Origin of the sequence: Actinopolymorpha pittospori, assembly GCF_014873875.1 — a bacterium.
Taxonomy (GTDB): domain Bacteria; phylum Actinomycetota; class Actinomycetes; order Propionibacteriales; family Actinopolymorphaceae; genus Actinopolymorpha; species Actinopolymorpha pittospori.
Map to the genome: position 1 here is coordinate 7,552,397 of NZ_JADBEM010000001.1, position 17,823 is coordinate 7,570,219.

Annotated in this window: 21 protein-coding genes; 7 read left to right on the forward strand and 14 right to left on the reverse strand. The window is 69.2% G+C overall.

The window, feature by feature from the left end:
- Nucleotides 1-66: 66 nt before the first annotated feature.
- Together HEB94_RS35220 and HEB94_RS35225 are read right to left on the reverse strand one after the other, a co-directional pair.
- A complete protein-coding gene (locus HEB94_RS35220) occupies nucleotides 67-645 on the reverse strand; it encodes a hypothetical protein (RefSeq protein WP_192753839.1) in 579 nt (192 codons plus the stop codon).
- Between the two features lie 54 nt (nucleotides 646-699).
- Nucleotides 700-987 (reverse strand): hypothetical protein, encoded by a 288-nt coding sequence (locus HEB94_RS35225; protein ID WP_192753840.1) that lies wholly within the window; start codon nucleotides 985-987, stop codon nucleotides 700-702.
- Nucleotides 988-1,012: 25 nt separating this feature from the next.
- Here HEB94_RS35225 and HEB94_RS35230 point away from each other — a divergent pair, with 25 nt between their 5' ends.
- A complete protein-coding gene (locus HEB94_RS35230) occupies nucleotides 1,013-1,543 on the forward strand; it encodes a CGNR zinc finger domain-containing protein (RefSeq protein WP_192753841.1) in 531 nt (176 codons plus the stop codon).
- Between the two features lie 9 nt (nucleotides 1,544-1,552).
- On the opposite strand, the gene HEB94_RS35235 is transcribed toward HEB94_RS35230, so the two are convergent.
- The 3 genes from HEB94_RS35235 to HEB94_RS35245 form a co-directional block, all read right to left on the reverse strand.
- Nucleotides 1,553-2,632 carry an MBL fold metallo-hydrolase gene (locus HEB94_RS35235; protein ID WP_337918123.1) on the reverse strand — a complete coding sequence of 360 codons (1,080 nt, stop codon included), beginning with the start codon at nucleotides 2,630-2,632 and terminating at the stop codon, nucleotides 1,553-1,555.
- A 24-nt stretch (nucleotides 2,633-2,656) separates the two neighbouring features.
- Nucleotides 2,657-3,598 carry an LLM class F420-dependent oxidoreductase gene (locus HEB94_RS35240; RefSeq protein WP_192753842.1) on the reverse strand — a complete coding sequence of 314 codons (942 nt, stop codon included), beginning with the start codon at nucleotides 3,596-3,598 and terminating at the stop codon, nucleotides 2,657-2,659.
- Between the two features lie 101 nt (nucleotides 3,599-3,699).
- A complete protein-coding gene (locus HEB94_RS35245; RefSeq protein ID WP_192753843.1) occupies nucleotides 3,700-5,745 on the reverse strand; it encodes an amino acid permease in 2,046 nt (681 codons plus the stop codon).
- A 226-nt stretch (nucleotides 5,746-5,971) separates the two neighbouring features.
- On the opposite strand from HEB94_RS35245, the gene HEB94_RS35250 reads away from it, so the two are divergent.
- Entirely contained in the window at nucleotides 5,972-6,634 is a 663-nt protein-coding gene (locus HEB94_RS35250) for an NAD-binding protein (protein WP_192753844.1), read from the forward strand.
- Nucleotides 6,634-7,302 carry a potassium channel family protein gene (locus HEB94_RS35255; RefSeq protein ID WP_192753845.1) on the forward strand — a complete coding sequence of 223 codons (669 nt, stop codon included), beginning with the start codon at nucleotides 6,634-6,636 and terminating at the stop codon, nucleotides 7,300-7,302. Before HEB94_RS35250 ends, HEB94_RS35255 begins: the two co-directional genes overlap by 1 nt.
- 98 nt (nucleotides 7,303-7,400) lie before the next feature.
- On the opposite strand, the gene HEB94_RS35260 is transcribed toward HEB94_RS35255, so the two are convergent.
- From HEB94_RS35260 to dut, 4 genes are all read right to left on the reverse strand, one after another.
- The gene (locus HEB94_RS35260) at nucleotides 7,401-8,147 is read right to left on the reverse strand and encodes a DUF3159 domain-containing protein (RefSeq protein ID WP_202896738.1); all 747 of its coding nucleotides are present in this window, start codon (nucleotides 8,145-8,147) and stop codon (nucleotides 7,401-7,403) included.
- Nucleotides 8,148-8,149: 2 nt separating this feature from the next.
- Nucleotides 8,150-8,545 (reverse strand): OB-fold nucleic acid binding domain-containing protein, encoded by a 396-nt coding sequence (locus tag HEB94_RS35265; protein ID WP_192753847.1) that lies wholly within the window; start codon nucleotides 8,543-8,545, stop codon nucleotides 8,150-8,152.
- Nucleotides 8,546-8,615: 70 nt separating this feature from the next.
- Nucleotides 8,616-9,362, reverse strand: coding sequence for a DUF3710 domain-containing protein (locus HEB94_RS35270; protein ID WP_192753848.1), 747 nt, complete (start codon nucleotides 9,360-9,362; stop codon nucleotides 8,616-8,618).
- A gap of 1 nt (nucleotide 9,363) precedes the next feature.
- On the reverse strand, nucleotides 9,364-9,849 hold the full coding sequence (dut, locus tag HEB94_RS35275; RefSeq protein ID WP_337918124.1) for a dUTP diphosphatase: 486 nt from the start codon (nucleotides 9,847-9,849) through the stop codon (nucleotides 9,364-9,366).
- A gap of 53 nt (nucleotides 9,850-9,902) precedes the next feature.
- Here dut and HEB94_RS51535 point away from each other — a divergent pair, with 53 nt between their 5' ends.
- Complete coding sequence (locus HEB94_RS51535) at nucleotides 9,903-10,409, forward strand: DUF3093 family protein (protein WP_192753850.1); 507 nt, start codon at nucleotides 9,903-9,905, stop codon at nucleotides 10,407-10,409.
- A gap of 83 nt (nucleotides 10,410-10,492) precedes the next feature.
- The gene (locus tag HEB94_RS35285) at nucleotides 10,493-10,768 is read left to right on the forward strand and encodes a DUF4235 domain-containing protein (RefSeq protein ID WP_192753851.1); all 276 of its coding nucleotides are present in this window, start codon (nucleotides 10,493-10,495) and stop codon (nucleotides 10,766-10,768) included.
- Between the two features lie 219 nt (nucleotides 10,769-10,987).
- On the opposite strand, the gene HEB94_RS35290 is transcribed toward HEB94_RS35285, so the two are convergent.
- Nucleotides 10,988-11,287 (reverse strand): DUF4193 domain-containing protein, encoded by a 300-nt coding sequence (locus HEB94_RS35290; RefSeq protein WP_192753852.1) that lies wholly within the window; start codon nucleotides 11,285-11,287, stop codon nucleotides 10,988-10,990.
- 404 nt (nucleotides 11,288-11,691) lie between these two features.
- On the opposite strand from HEB94_RS35290, the gene HEB94_RS35295 reads away from it, so the two are divergent.
- Complete coding sequence (locus tag HEB94_RS35295; RefSeq protein ID WP_192753853.1) at nucleotides 11,692-12,582, forward strand: ABC transporter ATP-binding protein; 891 nt, start codon at nucleotides 11,692-11,694, stop codon at nucleotides 12,580-12,582.
- Nucleotides 12,579-13,799, forward strand: a complete 1,221-nt coding sequence (locus HEB94_RS35300; protein WP_192753854.1) for an ABC transporter permease — start codon at nucleotides 12,579-12,581, stop codon at nucleotides 13,797-13,799. Before HEB94_RS35295 ends, HEB94_RS35300 begins: the two co-directional genes overlap by 4 nt.
- Before the next feature lie 118 nt (nucleotides 13,800-13,917).
- On the opposite strand, the gene HEB94_RS35305 is transcribed toward HEB94_RS35300, so the two are convergent.
- Genes HEB94_RS35305 through HEB94_RS35320 form a run of 4 tightly spaced genes read right to left on the reverse strand, consistent with a single transcriptional unit; the run spans nucleotide 13,918 to nucleotide 17,782 of the window.
- Nucleotides 13,918-15,774: an ABC transporter substrate-binding protein gene (locus HEB94_RS35305; protein ID WP_192753855.1), complete on the reverse strand. Its 1,857-nt coding sequence runs from the start codon at nucleotides 15,772-15,774 to the stop codon at nucleotides 13,918-13,920.
- Between the two features lie 46 nt (nucleotides 15,775-15,820).
- On the reverse strand, nucleotides 15,821-16,006 hold the full coding sequence (locus tag HEB94_RS35310) for a hypothetical protein (protein WP_192753856.1): 186 nt from the start codon (nucleotides 16,004-16,006) through the stop codon (nucleotides 15,821-15,823).
- Nucleotides 16,003-16,890: an ABC transporter ATP-binding protein gene (locus HEB94_RS35315; RefSeq protein WP_192753857.1), complete on the reverse strand. Its 888-nt coding sequence runs from the start codon at nucleotides 16,888-16,890 to the stop codon at nucleotides 16,003-16,005. The genes HEB94_RS35310 and HEB94_RS35315 overlap by 4 nt, the downstream gene beginning before the upstream one ends.
- On the reverse strand, nucleotides 16,883-17,782 hold the full coding sequence (locus HEB94_RS35320) for an ABC transporter ATP-binding protein (protein WP_337918127.1): 900 nt from the start codon (nucleotides 17,780-17,782) through the stop codon (nucleotides 16,883-16,885). Before HEB94_RS35320 ends, HEB94_RS35315 begins: the two co-directional genes overlap by 8 nt.
- Between the last annotated feature and the right edge of the window lie 41 nt (nucleotides 17,783-17,823).

The window sequence follows — 17,823 nt, forward strand, 5'->3', positions numbered from 1 at the left end:
CGCCACGTCGTCCGGCGGCGGCCCGCACGGGCACGGCTCGCCGGGGAGAGACCGGTGGGAGAAAGGTCAGGCGTGGACCAGCCGCGGCGGTCCTCGCCGTGGGTGGGCTCGCCCGCCCAGCCACTCGGCGGCGGCCGGAAGGGCGGCGACGTCGTTCGGCGGCGGGCTCGACGGACCGGAGGGCAGGGGCTTCGCGAGGTCGGGCAGTCGGACCAGCCCGAGCAGGTGGTAGAGCGCCCAGACCAGCGCTTCGCCGGAGGCGGCGAGGACGGCGACCAGGACAGCGGCCACGAGGTGGCCCAGCAGCATCGGTATGCCGCTCTTCAGCCCGAAGAACAGCTCGGTCGATCCATGGGACACCGCGACACCCGAGACGTGATGGTGACCGGGCATGGACAGGGTGAACGCGGTGTGGAACGCCACCTGGGCCACGAGCGCGCCCACCAGGATCTGGCCGAAGGCGCGGCGCCGGTCGGCGAGGACCGCGAACGCGGAGCCGACAACCACGGTGACGGCGAGGAGCGCGGGCACCGGTGGCCGTCCACCGCCACTGGAGACGTGCCCGAGGAGCGCCAAGGCGGTGCAGCAGACGGCGAGCAGACCGCCGCGGCTGATCCGCAGCAGGCCACTACCGGGATTGCTCACAGCCGGTCCTCTTCGCTCAACGCCAGGTGGACAGATCGCAGTCTAGGCCATGTCCTACGGCCGGTCGTAGGACAGGCGTCCGCCTGCCGGGGCGAGGCTGGGATCGGCGCCCCAGCGCGGCCCCGCTCCCCCGACCACCGTGCCGGCCAGCAGGACGAGGAGATGGCCGCAGACACACCTGCGGTACTCCACGGTCCCTTCGGCGCTGTGATGCGTGGACAGGGTCTCACCGTGCGTGGTCGATGTCGGGACGTCGGGACGCCCATGCTCCCGGTCGCCGGGCGGGTCGACCGGCCAGCCGCAGGAGGGGCAGCCCGGGCGGCCCGGCTTGTTGTCAGGCATTCCGACAGTGTGGTGTCATGCGTTTGTGCATTTCAACCATTACGGCGGGTCCGCCGCGCAGCTCGCGACGGCGCTGGTCAACCTCTGCCGCGAGCCGAGCGGGCGGCAGGATCTCGCCCGACTGCGTGCCGTCCTCCACGAGCACGGCATCGTGTCCGGACCGCTGAGCGCGGAGCAGGGAGCCGACCTCGCCGGATGGGCGGACCAGCTCCGACCGGTCTACGGCGAGACCGACCCGGAACGCCAGATTCACACCGTCAACGTGCTCCTCGAGCGGGGGGCGAGCCGGCCGTTCGTGAGCCGGCACGGTGGACGCGCGCCGCACCTGCACTACTTCCCCGAGGACCCCGACGCGGTGACCCGGGTCCGGGCGCAGACGGCAGCGGGCCTCGCGCACGTCGTCTGTGAGGCGGGCGGAGGGCGGCTGGGCCGCTGCGATCGAGACGACTGCGAGACGGTGTTCCTCGACACCTCACGCAACGGCCGGCGGAGGTTCTGCTCCCTGCGCTGCGCGAACCGCGTTCGGGTCGCCGACCACCGCGCGCGCGGCGCCTGAGTACGGCGCTCAGCGCACCCGCGGCGGCGCCGGGAAGGGTGCCCAACCGGCGATCGTGAATCCGTCCGGCAGCGCCGCGGCCACGATCGACGCGGCTCCGGCGCCACCGAAGTGCCCGGGAAACACGGTGGCCCGCATCGACGCCGCCCGGTCGAGCACCCTGCGGCGCGAGACCCGGGCCTGGTCGGCGTCGAGGTCGAAGGTGCACGCGACCTCCGGGTGCAGGATCTGCACGGGGCTGTGCAGCAGGTCGCCGACGAACACCCCGCAGGAGTGAGCGGACTCCACCCACAGGACGGAAGAACCCGGAGTGTGACCCGGCGCGGCCTCCAGCCGGATCGTCTCGTCGACGCGGTGCTCGTTCTCCCACAACCTGAGCTGGCCGGACCGCTCGACCGGCTCGATGCTGTCCGCGAACACCAGCCGGATCCCCTCGAACCGGGCCCGCTCGTCGTCGGTTCGCGGAGGTCGCATCCGGTGCGCGTTCGCCGGGTGGAAGTAGTCGTAGTCGGCGCGGGGCACGAGGTAGGTGGCGTTCGGGAACGTCGGCGTCCAGGTCCCGCCGTCCAGGTGGGTGTTCCAGCCGACGTGGTCGTAGTGGATGTGGGTGTTGACCACGACGTCCACGTCGGACGGCCGGACCCCGGCGGCCGCGAGCCGGTCGAGGAAGTCCGTCGCCAGGTGGTCGAGCGCGGGGGCCTGCGGTCGGTCCCGGTCGTTGCCGACGCCGGTGTCGACCAGGATGGTGCGGCCCCCGCCGCGGAGCACCCAGGTCTGCACGGCCCCGTTGTAGCGGCCGGTGACGGGGTTCCAGAAGTCCGGGCTGAGCCAGTCCGCGTTGTCCCGCCACACGTCCTCGGGCGAGCCGGGGAACATGTCCCCGACCGTGCGAAGCGGGCCGTACCACTCCACCGCCCGATCCACCTCGACAGCGCCGATCCGCATCTGGCCCATGGCCTCCCCCGTACCCACGCTTCCCCGCTCGTGATCTAGGTGCGTCTCCCACATCCCGCCTGACTCGCGATACCCCGCATCCACGCTGGCCACGTTGTCCTCGCCACCGCGGCGCGGACCCACCGCTCGCTGCACCGGCTCGATTCGGGAGACGACCCCCTAGCCGAGCTGCGGCGCGACCTCCGCCGCGACGAGCTCCACCTGGTCGAAGTCGGCGATGTCCAGCAGCTGGAGGTAGATCCGGGAGACACCCAGGGCGGCGAACTCTCCGATCCGCGCCACGACCTCCGCGGGCGTACCCGCGAGCCCGCTCGACCGCAGATCCGCGGGGTCCCGACCGATCAGCTCCGCGCGGCGGGCGACCTCCGCGTCGTCCCGGCCGCAGCACACCGTCAGCGCGGCCGAGAGCCGCAGTGTGGTCGGATCGCGGCCGACCTCGGCGCACACCTCCCGGACCCGCTCGAACCTCGGCGCCAGCTCCGCCGGCCCGGCGAAGCCGGCGTTGAACTCCGCGGCGTACGTCGCGGCGAGGACCGGTGTCCGGCGCGGCCCTCCGCCGCCCACGATGATCGGCGGGTACGGCGACTGCACCGGCTTCGGCAGCGCCGGGGAGTCCTCGAGCTGGTAGTGCTCGCCGGTGAAACTGAACCGCTTCCCGACCGGGGTCGACCACAGGCCGGTGATGATCGCGAGCTGCTCCTCCAGCAGGTCGAACCGCCGCGGCGGGAACGGGATGCCGTAGGCACGGTGTTCGGCCTCGTACCAGCCGGCGCCGAGCCCCAGCTCCACCCGGCCACCCGACATCTGGTCGGCCTGCGCGACCTGGATGGCGAGCAGGCCCGGCGCACGGAACGTCACCGGGGACACCAGCGTGCCGAGCCGCACCCGGCTGGTCTCCCGTGCCAGCGCCGTCAGCTGGCTCCAGGCGTCCGTCGGACCGGGCACGCCCCCGGCCTGGTGCGTGTACATGCCCTCGGCGGCCATCAGGTGGTCGGACCGGAAGAACGCGTCGTACCCGCACTCCTCCGTCAGCTGCGCGAGGCGGAGCAGTTCGTCGTGGGAGGCACCCTGCTGGGGTTCGGTGAAAATGCGCAGATCCATACCCGCATCCTCCCGAATCCGGCTGGATCCAATCCTGGGGGCCTCCGCCGCTCGTGCGCTGCCGTGTACGGCGGGGTCGGCGCGACGCGGCCGGGCCGGACTCAGCGCCGGGTACCGGTGCGTTGTTCCTCGGTACGCCGGGGACCACCGCGCCGGATGGACCCGGGCGCCCGCCAGGGCCGCTCCGCGCGCCGGGCGGCGATCCGGGAGGAGCGGAGCTGGTAGGGAACGCTCGTGACCAGGACGCCCGGGGTGAACAGCAGGCGCCCCTTCAGCCGCAGCGCGCTGTGGTTGTGCAGCAACTGCTCCCACCAGCGCCCGACGACGTACTCCGGGATGTAGACCATGACGATGTCGCGCGGGCTCGCCCGGCGGATGCTGCGGACGTAGTCGAGGATCGGCCGGGTGATCTCGCGGTAGGGAGAGGCGAGCACCTTCAGCGGCACCGGGATGCCGTGCTGGTCCCACTCCTCGACGAGCCTCTTCGTCTCCTCCGAATCGACGTCGACGGTCACCGCTTCGAGCACGTTCGGGCGGGAGGCCCGGGCGAAGGAGAGGGCGCGCAGCGCGGGCCGGTGCAGCTTGGACACAAGGACCACGGCGTGCACCTTGGATGGCAACATGAAGTCGTCCTCGGAGTCCACCGCGATCTCGGCCGCCACCCGGTCGTAGTGCCCCCGGATCGCACGCATGAGGATGAAGAGCACCGCCATCGCCGCGATCGCGATCCACGCACCGTGGGTGAACTTCGTGATGAGCACGACGATCAGCACCAGCCCGGTCACGCACAGGCCGAACGCGTTGACCAGCCGGCTGCGGTGCATCCGGGCGCGGGCCGCCGGATCCTGCTCGGTGCGCAGCAGGCGGGTCCAGTGTCGGAGCATGCCGGTCTGGCTGACGGTGAAGGACACGAACACACCGACGATGTAGAGCTGGACCAGCCGGGTGACGTCGGCCTGGAACGCCACGATCAACACGATCGCGAAGCCGGCCAGCAAGATGATGCCGTTGGAGTAGGCGAGCCGGTCGCCGCGTGTGTGCAGCTGGCGAGGCAGGAACCCGTCCCGGCCGAGGATCGAGCCGAGAACGGGAAAACCGTTGAACGCGGTGTTGGCAGCGAGGACCAGGATGATGCCGGTGACCGCGGCGACGAGGTAGAAGCCGGCCGGGAAGTGGTCGAAGATCCCCGCGGCGAGCTGGCTGATCACCGGCGCCTGGTGGTAGGAGGGCCCCACCGGGGTGCCGTCCGGCCGGAGCAGCTGGGTGGCGGGAGACTCCGCCATCCGCACGTGCATCAGGTTGGCGAGAACGTTGACGGCGAGCCCCATGACGAGCGCGACGGCTCCGAGCAGGAGGAGCGTCGTCGCCGCGTTGCGCCCCTTCGGCTTGCGAAACGCCGGCACGCCGTTGCTGATCGCCTCGACACCGGTGAGGGCGGCACTACCGGAGGCGAAGGCACGCAGGATCAGGAACACCGCGGCGACGCCGGCGAGGCCACCACTGAAGGTGGGCTCGGAGGCGAGGTGCAGGTTGGCGGTCTCCGCCTGCGGTAGGTCGCCGAGGAAGTACCGCAGGAACCCCCAGGCGGCCATGCCCAGGATCGCGGCCATGAAGAGGTACGTCGGGATGGCGAAAGCCGTGCCGGACTCCCGGATGCCCCGGAGGTTCATGGTCATCACGAACAACGTCGCGAGCACAGCGACGATCGTCTGGTGTCCCTGCAGCGGAGCGATGGCGGTGGCGGCGTACTGGGTCGCGGAGGAGATCGACACAGCTACCGTGAGTACGTAGTCGACGAGCAGCGCGCTCGCGACCGTGAGTCCGGCGGGGCGGCCCAGGTTGACCGTCGCGACCTCGTAGTCGCCCCCACCCGACTGGTAGGCCTGGACCGTCTGGCGGTAGGACGCCACCACCGCGAGCATGACGATCGCGACCGCGATGCCGATCTTCCAGGAGAAGGCGTAGGCGGCGAGCCCGGCCGCCGAGAGGGTGATGAAGATTTCGTCCGGCGCGTAGCCGACCGACGAGAGCGCGTCGCTCGCGAAGACCGGTAGGGCGATGCGTTTCGGCAGGAGGGTCTCGTGCAGCTGGGTGCTGCGGAGCTTGCGTCCGACCAGCAGGCGTTTGCCCAGATCTCCGAATCCCACGGCAAGGATGCTAGAGGCACACGATCGAGCCGGCGCGGCGGGCGCACGGTCACCGGTCTCACACGTCCACCCAGGAGACCTGGATCCGCCCCTCGATCTGGTTGAGAATATGACCAAACGTATTGTCCAAGGTGCGGTCAGAACCCGAAGGCCGCCCGCGGGCCATCACCTGGCCACCCGGTGTAGCGTTCGGGATTGCCCTGACAAGGACCGTGCGGAGAAGACTGTGCACATCGTGATCATGGGCTGCGGCCGGGTCGGTTCCACCCTCGCACACAGCCTCGAGGACCGTGGCCACAGCATCGCCATCGTCGACCGGGCGGCCGAGGCCTTCCGTCGGCTCGGCCCCAACTTCGCCGGCCGTACCATCACCGGAGTCGGCTTTGACCGGGACGTCCTGATCGAGGCCGGTATCGAGGAGGCCGGCGCGTTCGCCGCGGTCTCGAGCGGTGACAACTCCAACGTCCTCGCGGCGCGGATCGCCCGGGAGATCTTCCGGATCGACAACGTCGTCGCACGCATCTACGACCCCGGCCGGGCCGAGGTCTACCAGCGGCTCGGCATCCCGACCGTCGCGACGATCCCGTGGACCACGCACCAGATCATCCGCCGGCTGCTCCCGGAGGGCTCCGAGCCCGAGTGGCGCGACGCGACCGGCACTGTCCGCCTGGCCGAGGTGCACATCAGCACCGACTGGGTGGGCCACCGGGTGCGCGATCTCGAGGCCGCCTCGGGCGCCCGGGTCGCCTTCCTCACCCGACTGGGTGAGGGAATCCTTCCAGAGCGAGAGACTGTGATCCAGGACGGTGACCTCGTCCACGTGATCATGCGCGAGGGCACGACCGAGAAGGTCGAGGCCGCCTTCGCCGCTGGACCGGAGGAAGTCTGATGCGTGTCGTGATCGCCGGCGCCGGCAACGTCGGCCGCTCCATCGCCGCCGAGCTTCTCGAGAACAACCACGAGGTGCTCCTCATCGACCGGGACCCTCGCGCCACCAAGGCCGAGTCGGTCCCCAACGCCGAATGGCTGCTTGCCGACGCCTGCGAACTCTCCACCCTCGACGAGGCCGCGCTGCACCGCTGCCAGGTCGCGATCGCCGCGACCGGTGACGACAAGGTCAACCTGGTCGTCTCGCTGCTTGCGAAGACGGAGTTCGGGGTTCCTCGGGTGGTCGCCCGGGTCAACCACCCGAAGAACGAGTGGATGTTCAACGAGTCGTGGGGTGTCGACGTCGCGGTGTCCACGCCACGGATCATGGCCGCCCTGGTCGAGGAGGCGGTGACCGTCGGCGATCTCGTCCGGCTGTTCACCTTCCGCCAGGGCGAGGCAAACCTCGTCGAGCTGACGCTCCCCGGCGAGTCGGCCTGCATCGGACACCGGGTCCAGGACGTTTCCTGGCCGCCCGACACGACCCTCGTGACGATCGTCCGGGAGGGGCGGGTCCTGGTGCCGACCGGCGACACGCCGCTCGAGGCGCACGACGAGCTGCTCTTCGTCGCGATCACCGAGCGCGAGAAGGAGCTTCAGGAACTGCTCTGCCCGCACGCCAAGAAGTGAGCGGGGTCCGCTCGAACCCCCTGAAGTGAACCCCAGCAAGTGAACCCCAGGAAGAGAACCCGGCATGTGAGCCGGTCCCCCGAATCTGGGGGGACCGGCTATTCGCGTTCGCTCTTGCCGTTCTGACGCGCGGCGAGCTGTTCGGCTGCCTGCTTGACCGCCGACCAGCGGTCGGCCGGAACGGATGCCTTCACCACCAGGTAGGTCAACCACATCAGCACCAGCCACAGCGGCCAACCCATGACGACCCGCGCCACACCGAGCGCGACCACCTGGTCGGCGAGGTAGAGCGGCAGCTGGACGAGGAGCTTGAGAACGAAGAAGCCCACCCAGAGCCAACCGGCTCGCTGGAAGGCACGCAGCAGCACGGGATCCTGACGCCATGCCGTGCCCCAGCCCGCGGCCAGTCCGACGACCAGGCCGATCAGGGGCCAGCGAAGGACGTTGGCGATGAGGTAGCCGAGCGCGTAGGCACCGTTGATGAAGAGGCCGGGCAGGTAGAAGTCGGCGGCGTTGCCGGTCGCGTTGGCGATGACGGCGGCGATCGCGATCCCGATGAAGCCACCGACGACGTTCTGCAGCGGGTCGCGGCGGACCAACCGGATGACCGCGAAGACCACGCCGAGTCCGATGGCGACCATCAGCGCGGGGCGCAACTGCTGGTCGAAGAGTGTGAAGACGAGGACGAACGCGAGGCCGGGAAGGCCCGCGTCCAGGAGCCCGCCCCAGCCGCCGAACGCCGAGAGCAGGGAGAAGCCCTCCTCCTTGGTGGCCTTCGACGGCGGCTCCGGTTGTGTCCCGGCCACGGTCGGGACGTCCTCCGGGCTTCGCGGTCCGTCAGTCACCACTACTCTCCTAGGGGGAGGAGCTCGTAACGCGGGTTGTACATGACCCGGCGATCGTCGTGGACGGCGATGCGCCCCCTGACGACGATGCCCCTACCTGGCTCGATTCCGGCGATCCGGCGCCGACCCAACCACACCAGTGCGACGGTTCCGGATCCGTCGTAGAGCTCCGCCTCCAGCGCGGGCGTGCCCGCCCGCGGCCGCAGCGTGACGGTCCGGATGGTGCCGCGGAGCTGGACCAGCTCGCGGTCGGCGCAGCCGTGGATCGGGTCGAAACCAGACTCGAGGACGTCTTCCTGTAGCTCCGCCGCCTCGATGTCGTGCTGGCTGCTGGTGAGCATGGAGAGCGCACGCCGCCACATACCGGGGCGTGTCGACCGGGTGGTGTCGCTGCTCATGCGTCGCAGCGTACTCGTCTGGCAGCAGCGCGGCGACGGCTCGGCGTAGGGGTGCCTTCGAGGCGGTGGATCACCGCAGGTCCGCGCCGTCGGAGCCGAGCTGGCGAGCCGCGTCGGGCAGTCGCAACGGGATCATGTCACGGGGCGCCATCGGGTTGCGGCCGCGGACGACGACCACCTGCGCCATCGCCGCGAGGAGCGGGCCGGCGGCCTCGGGCTCGTTCGCCGCGCGCCCGATCAGGGTGCCTCGCAGCAGCCACCGGGGGCCGTCCACGCCGACGATGCGGGAGGCCTGCGTCGCCTGCTGACCGTCGGGCAGCCTGGTCGGGACCATCACCTTGATCTCGTCGCCGAACGGCCCGGTCGCCTCTGTCACGATCCCGCCCCGGCGGGTGGTCTCGGAGGCGATCTCGCGCCGGATGTCGTCCCACAGGCCGCCGCTACGCGGTGCCGCGAAGGCCCGCAGCTCCAGCGCGGAGTCCTCCTGGACCAGCAGGGCCGCCACGACCGTCTGGGACGCCTCGTCGACCTGGAGCCGCAGTTCGATCCCTTCGACCGGGTGGACCTGCAGGCCGCCGAGGTCGATGCGACCCACCTCGAAGGGCTCGTCGACCGACTCCACCTCGCTGGCGTCGTAGGGGCCGTGCCCGCGCTCCGCGTCGGCGGATCCGGACGAGGGTGCTCTCGGCGCCTCCTCCGCGACGTCCTCCTGCGGCCAGGTGGGCACGTCGTCGTCCCGCCTGCGACCACGACGCCTACGGTCCCTCGAGTCGAGGTCTGAGTCGGTGTGCGACGGGTTCGCCTTTCGGAAGATCACGTCAGTTCCCTTCGCCGCGGGCCTCGCCCGCCTGGGTAAAGCCTCCGGTCGAGCCGTGCCCACCATCGCCTCGGATCGAACCCGGAAGGGTGTCGACCTCGACGAAACGAGCACGCTCCACCTTCTGGACCACCAACTGCGCGATCCGGTCGCCGCGCCGGAACCTGACCTGCTGGAACGGGTCGAGATTGACCAGTACGACGAGGATCTCCCCCCGGTAGCCCGCGTCCACTGTGCCCGGTGTGTTCACGATCGACACCCCGAGTCGGGCGGCGAGGCCGGAGCGGGGATGCACGAACGCCGCGTAGCCCGCTGGAAGTGCGATGGCCACACCGGTCGGAACCACCGCGCGCTCACCCGGCTCGAGGGTGACATCGACGGTGGTGGCGAGATCGGCGCCGGCGTCACCTGGATGAGCATAGGCCGGAATCCTGACGTCGGGGTCGAGACGTCGGATGAGTACCGGTATGTCGTCCGCGCTGGTCACGGTGCCCGACCCTACCGGCATCAAGACGCCGTCTCGGTGGGAGGCTTGCCCGCGTGAACGCGCAATCCGAACGCGAAGCCGGATCGGTGAGCGGGAACCGCCCCGCGCGCTACTCCGAGCGCTGGTGGGCCCCGGTGGGATGGTGGGCCTTCGTCCTCGTGATGGCCGGATCGTTCTGGATCGCGGTCGCCGCCGCGATCCGCGGCCCCGCCGGTCACCTCATCGGCCTGGCCGTGTCCGTCCTCTGCGTGATCGGCCTGCTCGTCTACAGCAGGCTCCGGGTGAGCGTCACCGAAGGCGGCCTCGACGTCGGCACCGCCCGGCTTCCGGTGGCCGCGATCGGTTCGGTACTCCCCCTGTCCGCCGGTCAGGCCGCCGCCCTTCGTGGCCCGGCCGCCGACGCGACCGCGCGGATGTTCCTGCGCCCCTACATCTCCCGTGGCGTGCGAGTCGAGGTCACCGACCCCCAGGACCCCACGCCGTACTGGTACGTCGCCAGCCGGCGCCCGGAAGTGCTCGCCGCCGCTCTCGACGCGGCCCGCGACCCCCGGCGTTCCTAGTCCGCCTCGATGGGTCCGCGTTCGTAGTCCGCGCGAGAAACCCACCGGACGTGCGAGACTCGGGAGAAAGAGGGAGGTTGTCCATGAACGGGTCGAAGCTTGGCTGGACTCTTGTCCGCGGAGCCACCACCTTCGCCGCCGTCGCGGTGACCCGAAAGGCTGTCGACACCGGCTGGCGATTCGTGACCGGCAACGAGCCGCCCACCGATCCTGAGGATCCGGATCTCACCTGGAAAGAAGCCGTCACGTGGGCGCTCGCGAGCGGGGTCGGCATCGCCATCGCCCGACTCTTCGCCACGCGACAGGCCGCCCAGCTGTGGCGCAAGTGGACCGGTGAACTACCCCCGAGTCGTGGCTGACTGACCTGTCCGCCCCGTCACCGTCGGCGACGAGGCACGGAGAGAATCGTCCCGGACACAGCAACGCGTCCGGAGGTTCATCACCGCACGTGGCGGTGACGCACCCCCGGACGCGTGTCTTGGCGACCATCCAAGCCCAGGCATCACGCGGGCCGAGGCCTCGCGCTCCGCACCGGCGGCCACCTTCAGACTGTCACCCGGTCGGATCTCCTCGATCCGTCAGGCGGCGCAGTCTCGGCAGACCGGCTGTCCGCTCTTCTCGAACGCGAGCTGGCTCCGGTGGTGGACCAGGAAGCAGTTCGAGCAGGTGAACTCGTCCGCCTGGCGGGGCAACACCCGCACGGAGAGTTCCTCGTTGGAAAGGTCTGCGCCGGGCAGCTCGAACGTCTCGGCCACTTCGGCCTCGTCGACGTCGACCTTCCCGGAGTTCTTGTCCATGCGCCGCGCCTTGAGCTCCTCGATACTGTCTTCAGAGAGCTCCTCGTCCGTCTTGCGTGGCGCGTCGTAGTCGGTGGCCATCGTCCCTCTTCCCCCTGGCTCAGCGGGTCATGCGGTACGCACGTCGTTGTGCGCGTTGTGTAGCTGGACCCCTTGGGTAACGCCGCCCCCAGCAGCAGGCCCATTCTGCTTTGTCGAGCACGTAACGCTCGACGGGCTGAACTTGTGCCCGATCCGGGGCGCAGATTCTGCCCTATCCGCTCCCGGAGTGGTTGTACCGGAAACGGGGTGTCGCGATGCGATCTCGGAGCTCGTCTCACCGGACTCCGACATGCGCGGCGCCCGGATCCTACCCCGGGTCGAGGTAAAACCGTTCCCGAGGATGACCTGGTTTACCACGAACGCCTGGAAGTCTGGGTTTCGTGCTGGAACTACGAGGCGTCACAAAGCGGTACGGCGATCGCGTCGCCGTCGACAATCTCTCCTTGTCGGTCGAACCGGGTCAGATGTTCGGATTTGTCGGGACCAACGGCGCCGGCAAGACCACCACGATGCGCATCCTCATGGGAGTACTCGAGCAGGACGCCGGGGTCGTCATGTGGAACGGCAGACCCGCCGACGCCGACGCGCGCCGAAGCTTCGGGTATATGCCCGAAGAGCGCGGGCTCTACCCCAAGATGCGGATCCGCGAACAACTCGTCTACCTGGCCCGCCTCCGCGGGACGCCGGCCGACGTCGCCGCGAACGCCGTTCGGGACCTGCTCGCCGAGTTCGGGCTGTCCGACCGGTCCGAGGACCGCGTCGAGGCGCTCTCACTCGGTAACCAGCAGCGGGTGCAGCTCGCCGCCGCGCTGGTGCACGATCCGGCTTTCCTGGTCCTGGACGAGCCCTTCTCCGGCTTGGACCCGGTGGGAGTCGACTCCCTGGCGGAGATCCTCGCCCAGCGCGTACGCCGCGGCGTGGGTGTCCTCTTCTCCAGCCACCAGCTGGACCTGGTCGAACGACTCTGTGACGCGATCGGCATCATCCGGGCCGGCCACATCGTCGCCGCCGGCACGGTCCAGGAGCTGCGCTCCCAGGACCGTCCACGCCGCTACGTGGTGGCGGTGACCGCTCCGACCGGATGGTCCGAGCAGGTCCCCGGTGTCCACGTGATCACCGAGGACACCGTCCAGGGCGTCACCCGGACCACGCTCGAGCTCGCCACCGACGCGGACGAGCAGCGACTCCTCGACTCGGCCCGCGCCGTCGGCGCGGTCCACGAGTTCCGGCCCCTCACCCCCACCTTGGTCGACCTGTTCCGCGAGGTCGTCTCCGAGACCGTGCCGGCATCCACCGGCGCCCACCAGCTGTCCCCCGAGGAGATCCCGGCATGAGTGCCGCCCTGTCCTTTCCCGAGGCGACCCGGACCGTCGCACGCCGCGAGCTGACCGAGCGGTTGCGCGACAAGTCGTTCTGGGTCTCGACCGTCATCACCCTCGTCATCCTCGGTGTCGTGCTGTTCCTGCCCAAGATCATCGGCGGTGACAGCACCTTCAAGGTCGCCTATGCCGGTACCAACGCCGACGCGGTGGCGACCGCCGTCCAGACGCGCGCGGACGAGCTTAACGTCAAGCTCGAGCGCACCAACTACTCCGACGAGGCCGCGGCCAGGGCCGCCGTCAGCGACGGCGACCTCGACGCCTACGTCACCGCCGACTCGGTCGTGGTCAAGGAGAAGCTCGACGACCAGCTCGCCGTGGCGGTGCAGGGGGCTCACCGCGACCTCACCGCCACCGAGCGACTGCAACAGGCGGGACTGGACCCGACGGCGGTGCAGGCCGCCCAGACCGTCGCACCGCTGCAGGTCGACGCACTCGACCCGGCCGACCCCCGAGCCGAGCAGCGCGGCCAGATCGCGTTCGTCGGCAGCATCGTCCTCTACGGGCAGCTCATCGGCTACTGCATGTGGGTCGCCTTCGGCGTCGTGGAGGAGAAGGCGAGCCGGGTGGTGGAGCTCATCCTGTCGGCCATCCCGACCAGAGCCCTGCTGGCCGGGAAGATCATCGGGATCGGCCTGCTGGGCTTCCTGCAGCTGTTGCTGATCGCGGCGTTCGGCCTCGCGGTGGGCAACACGACCGGGATGCTCGACGTGAACGCCGACCTGCTCGTGCCCGTGGCGTTCGTGTTCTTGTGGTTCATCCTCGGCTACGGGTTCTACAGCTCGGTCTTCGCCGCCAGCGCCGCCCGGGTCTCCCGCCAGGAGGAGCTGCAGAACGTCATCGGCCCGGCCAACATGCTGATCATGGTGTCCTTCTTCGCGACGTTCTACGTCAACAGCAACCCCGACACGCTCATCGCCCGGCTGCTCTCGATCATCCCGCCGTTCTCGGCGCTGTGCGCCCCCATCCGGATGGCGAGCGGCGACGCCCCGGCCTGGGAGATCGGCCTGGCGCTGGTCCTGATGCTCGCGGCCATCGGCGTGCTGATCATCATGGGGGCGCGGATCTACGAAGGCGCCATCCTCCGCATGGGCGCCAAGATCTCGCTGCTGGACGCCTGGCGCGGAACCCGGCGTCGGCCCGCGGTACCGGCCGAGGTGACCTCCTCCTGAGGGCGTTTCCCGGGCAGTCTCCTGGCTTCCCGCGGACTCCCCGAACCACGAAGGGCCCCGCTCCGATCGGAGCGGGGCCCTTCGTCGCGCTCAGGCGCTATCGCGGGTGTCGCGATGCTCAGGCCGGCTTCAGGTCACCGGACAGGATGAGCATGATGGTGAAGTTGTCGGCGTACGGCGAGTTCTGCAGCAGCGGGTCGGAGTCGGCCGGCCACTTGCCGACCCGGACGCCCTCGAGCGCCGGGTTGTTGCCGTACCGCTCGAAGAGCGGAACGACCGGCAGCAACTCGTTGAACGCCACCGCCACCTTGGCGACGTTGGCCTTCTGCTCGGCCTCGTCCAGACCCTGCGCGGAGGCGGTCACGAGCTCCTCGAGGTCGACCGGACCCAGCGCCTTGGTGGTCTGCTTCAGCTCGAACGCCATCCCCTTGCCACCCTGGTTGGCGGCGATCGGGATGTTGTGGGTGAACAGGTCCGCCACGAACGCGAAGTGCGGGTGCGGCTGGGTGGAGGTACCCCAACCCTGGATGGCCATCGAGAACGCACCCTTGTCCACGTCGATCGGCTGCTGGGTGAAGGTCACGCCGCGACCCTGCACCTGGATGCCGAACGCCGTGAGCTGCTTGGCGGCGTTGTCGCCGGACGCGGACCAGTCGGCGTACTCGGCGGGGAACGTGATCTCGTAGCTCGCCGGCTTGCCGTCGGGCTTGAGCCAGGAATTGCCCTGCTTCTTCCAGCCCGCCTCGGTGAGCAGCTGGGTCGCCTTCGCCGGGTCGAGCTCGTACTTGTCGAGCTTGGCCTGCTCCTCGTCGGTCAACCAGTCGGCGACCTGGTTGTCGGAGAAGCCGGTCATGAACTTCACGCCCTTGCCGGAGTCGGCGAGCGCGAACGTACCGTTGTCGTCACGGTTGATCGCGTGGGCGATGGCCTGGCGTACCCGTGCGTCCTTGAACTCCGGGTGCTTGGCCATGTTGAAGAAGATCGCCGGGCCGGAGTAGACCGGCGGACGGATGATCCGTAGACCCTTCTTGACCATCTCCTTCTCGGTCGCCACCGGGAAGCCGTGGGTGGCGTAGTCGACCTGCTTGCCGACGACGAGCGGAGTGATGGTCGGGACCTCGCCGTTGTAGAGGACGACGCGGTCGAAGGCGACCTTGTCCGCGGCGAAGCCCTTGTCGTTCTTCACCAGCGTGAGCTGCGCGTTGGTGATGCTGTTGAAGTCGAACCGGTAGGGACCGTTGGAGATGAAGTCGTTCTCGGGGTTCTTCGGACGGTAGGCCTGCAGCTCCTCGTTGAGCTTCTTGCCCTCGGGGCTGTCGAGGTCCTTGCCCGAACTGAACAGCTCCTGGCCGCGCTGGGCGAAGGTGCCGTACGTCGCGTCGCTGAAGATCGCCTGCCGGATGGCGTAGCGCTCGAGCACCGTCGACGGCGCCTTCATCGAGAAGACCACGGTCTGCTCGTCGGTGGCCTTCACGTCGTCGATGAGATCCCACTCCACCTGACGCATGATCCGCCGGCACCAGAACGTCGTCACGACGTCCTTGCTCGTGACGGGCTTACCGTCGGACCAGGTGACGCCCTGACGCACGTGGTAGGTGAAGGTCTTGGCGGCGGAGTCGAACTCCCACTTCTCCGCCAGCATGGGTTCCCACTTCTTCTCCTTCCAGCGGTACATACCGCCGGGAATGAGAACGAGGTCCTGGTAGGGCGTGCCGCCGAGAATCGAGTCGGTCACGCCGCTCATCAGGTTGAAGTGCCCCTTCGGTGGCACCTGGTACGGGTAGGCGCCGCGGAACTCGCCGCCGCCCTGGCCGCCTCCCCCTCCGCCCCCGCCCCCGCCGGCACCGTTCCCACCAGTACCGCTCCCGCCACCACAAGCGGCGAGAACAGCGGCCCCCGCGGCACCGAGGCCGAAGATCTCGAGCACCCGTCGCCGGGACAGCTCCGGCCCGAACGGGCCTGGTGTTGCATTCATCAGTTCCTCCCCATCGAGGGATCGTGCCGCGCTGGCAGAGATCTGCCTAGCGTTTCTTGATACGAACGAGAACGAAGACCGCGGCCGCGAACAGCGCGCCCACGACCATCATGAACAGCGTGATGACGAACTGCGGGGTGCCTGGATCGACCATCAGCAAGAGCAGGCCCGCGAAGATGACGATGGTGACCGCCCAGCGGAAGGCCACCTGCCCGGCGCCGGTGCTGATCATGCTGCTGGCACCCCGCTGGGCTGTCCCGCCCCCCTCGCCGCGTTACGAGCCGCGCGCTTGCGCTTGGCCAGGTCGGGGTCGGGTTCAGGAACCGCTTCGAGAAGCGCCTGTGTGTAGGCGTCCTCCGGGTTGGTGATGACCTGCAGGGTGGGACCGTACTCGACGATCCGCCCTTCGTGCATCACCGCGATGTCACCCTCTCGACCGAAGTACTTCGCCATCGCCAGGTCGTGGGTGATGAAGAGGAATCCGACGCCGAGCTCGGTCCGGAGCTTGGTCAGCATGCGGAGCAGGCCGATCCGGATCGACACGTCGAGCATCGAGGTCGCCTCGTCCGCGATGATCAACCGCGGTTCGAGGCTGAGAGCGCGTGCGACTGCCACGCGTTGCCGCTGTCCACCAGACATCTGGTGGGGGAACTTCGGGAGGAACGTGTCGGCCGGGGTGAGGCCGACCTGGGTCAGGAGCTCTGAGACTCGCTCACGCGCCTGAGAACGGGACTTCACCAACCCGTGCCGGCGCAGGGGCGCCGACAGGGTCGTGTAGACGTCCTGGATCGGGTTGAGGGAAGCATAGGGATCCTGGTGGACGTACTGCACGGCTCTGCGGAACTTCTTGAAGCTCGCCCGATGGCCACGGCCACGGCCGTTGATCGCCTCGCCCTCGAAGCGCACCGCGCCGTGCGTCGGATGCAGGAGGCCGGAGGCGATCTTCGCGGCCGTGCTCTTGCCGGAGCCGCTCTGCCCCACCAGGCAGACCACCTCGCCGACGCCGAGCTTCATGCTCACGTTGTCGACGGCTCTGACCTCGCCGCGTCGGGTCCGGAAGACCTGCGTGATGCCGTCGAGCTCCAGCAGCGGGCCGTTGGTGTGTTCGTCAGCCATGGGACGGCACCTCCGGGCGTTCCTCGGTCACCGTCGGGACGGCGTTGATGAGGCTCTTCGTGTATTCGTGTTGCGGGCGGTAGAAGATGTCGCGGACGTCGCCCATCTCGACGATCTTGCCGTCGTACATCGTCGCCACCCGGGTCGCGAGCTCGGCCGCCACCGCGAGGTCGTGGGAGACGAAGATCATCGCGAAGTCCAGGCGTTCGTGCAGGTCGTGGATCAGGTCGACGATCGCCCGCTGGGTCAGGATGTCCAGCGCCGTCGTCGGCTCGTCCAGGATCAGCATCTGCGGTCGCAACAGCATGCTCATGGCGATGAGCACCCGCTGCCGCATACCGCCGGACAGCTCGTGCGGATAGGACTTCAACACCCGGTCGGGGTCGAGCTCGACGTCGCGCAGCACCTCGGCACTGCGGTCGTGAACGTCGTGCTTGGACATGGACCGGTCGTGCGACCGCACGGTGTCGAGCATCTGGTCCCAGATCTTCAGGACCGGGTTGAAGGAGTTCATCGCGCCCTGGAAGACCATCGCGCACTCCGACCAGCGGAACCTCCGCAACTGTTGGTCGTCGAGTGCGAGCAGGTCGACCAACGAACCGTCCCGCTTGCGGTAGGTCACCTCCCCGGAGGGGATGAGACCAAGCTTGGGCAGCAGTCGCAACAGTGCGAGACCCAGGGTGGTCTTGCCGCATCCGCTCTCACCGATCAGCGCGATGCTCTCGCCGGGAAAGAGGTCGAAGCTGACCTCGTTCACGGCGCGGTGAGCCGCGTCGTTGAGACCCTGACCTGTCTTGTACTCGACCACGAGGTCGCGGACCGACAGGACGGGTTCGACACCCTCGAACCCGCTCGGCCCGGTGGTCGGCTTCGGAGTGGAATCCTCGACCACGCCTTCTCCTCCTGCGTCCGCAGCGTCCATAGCACCCACAG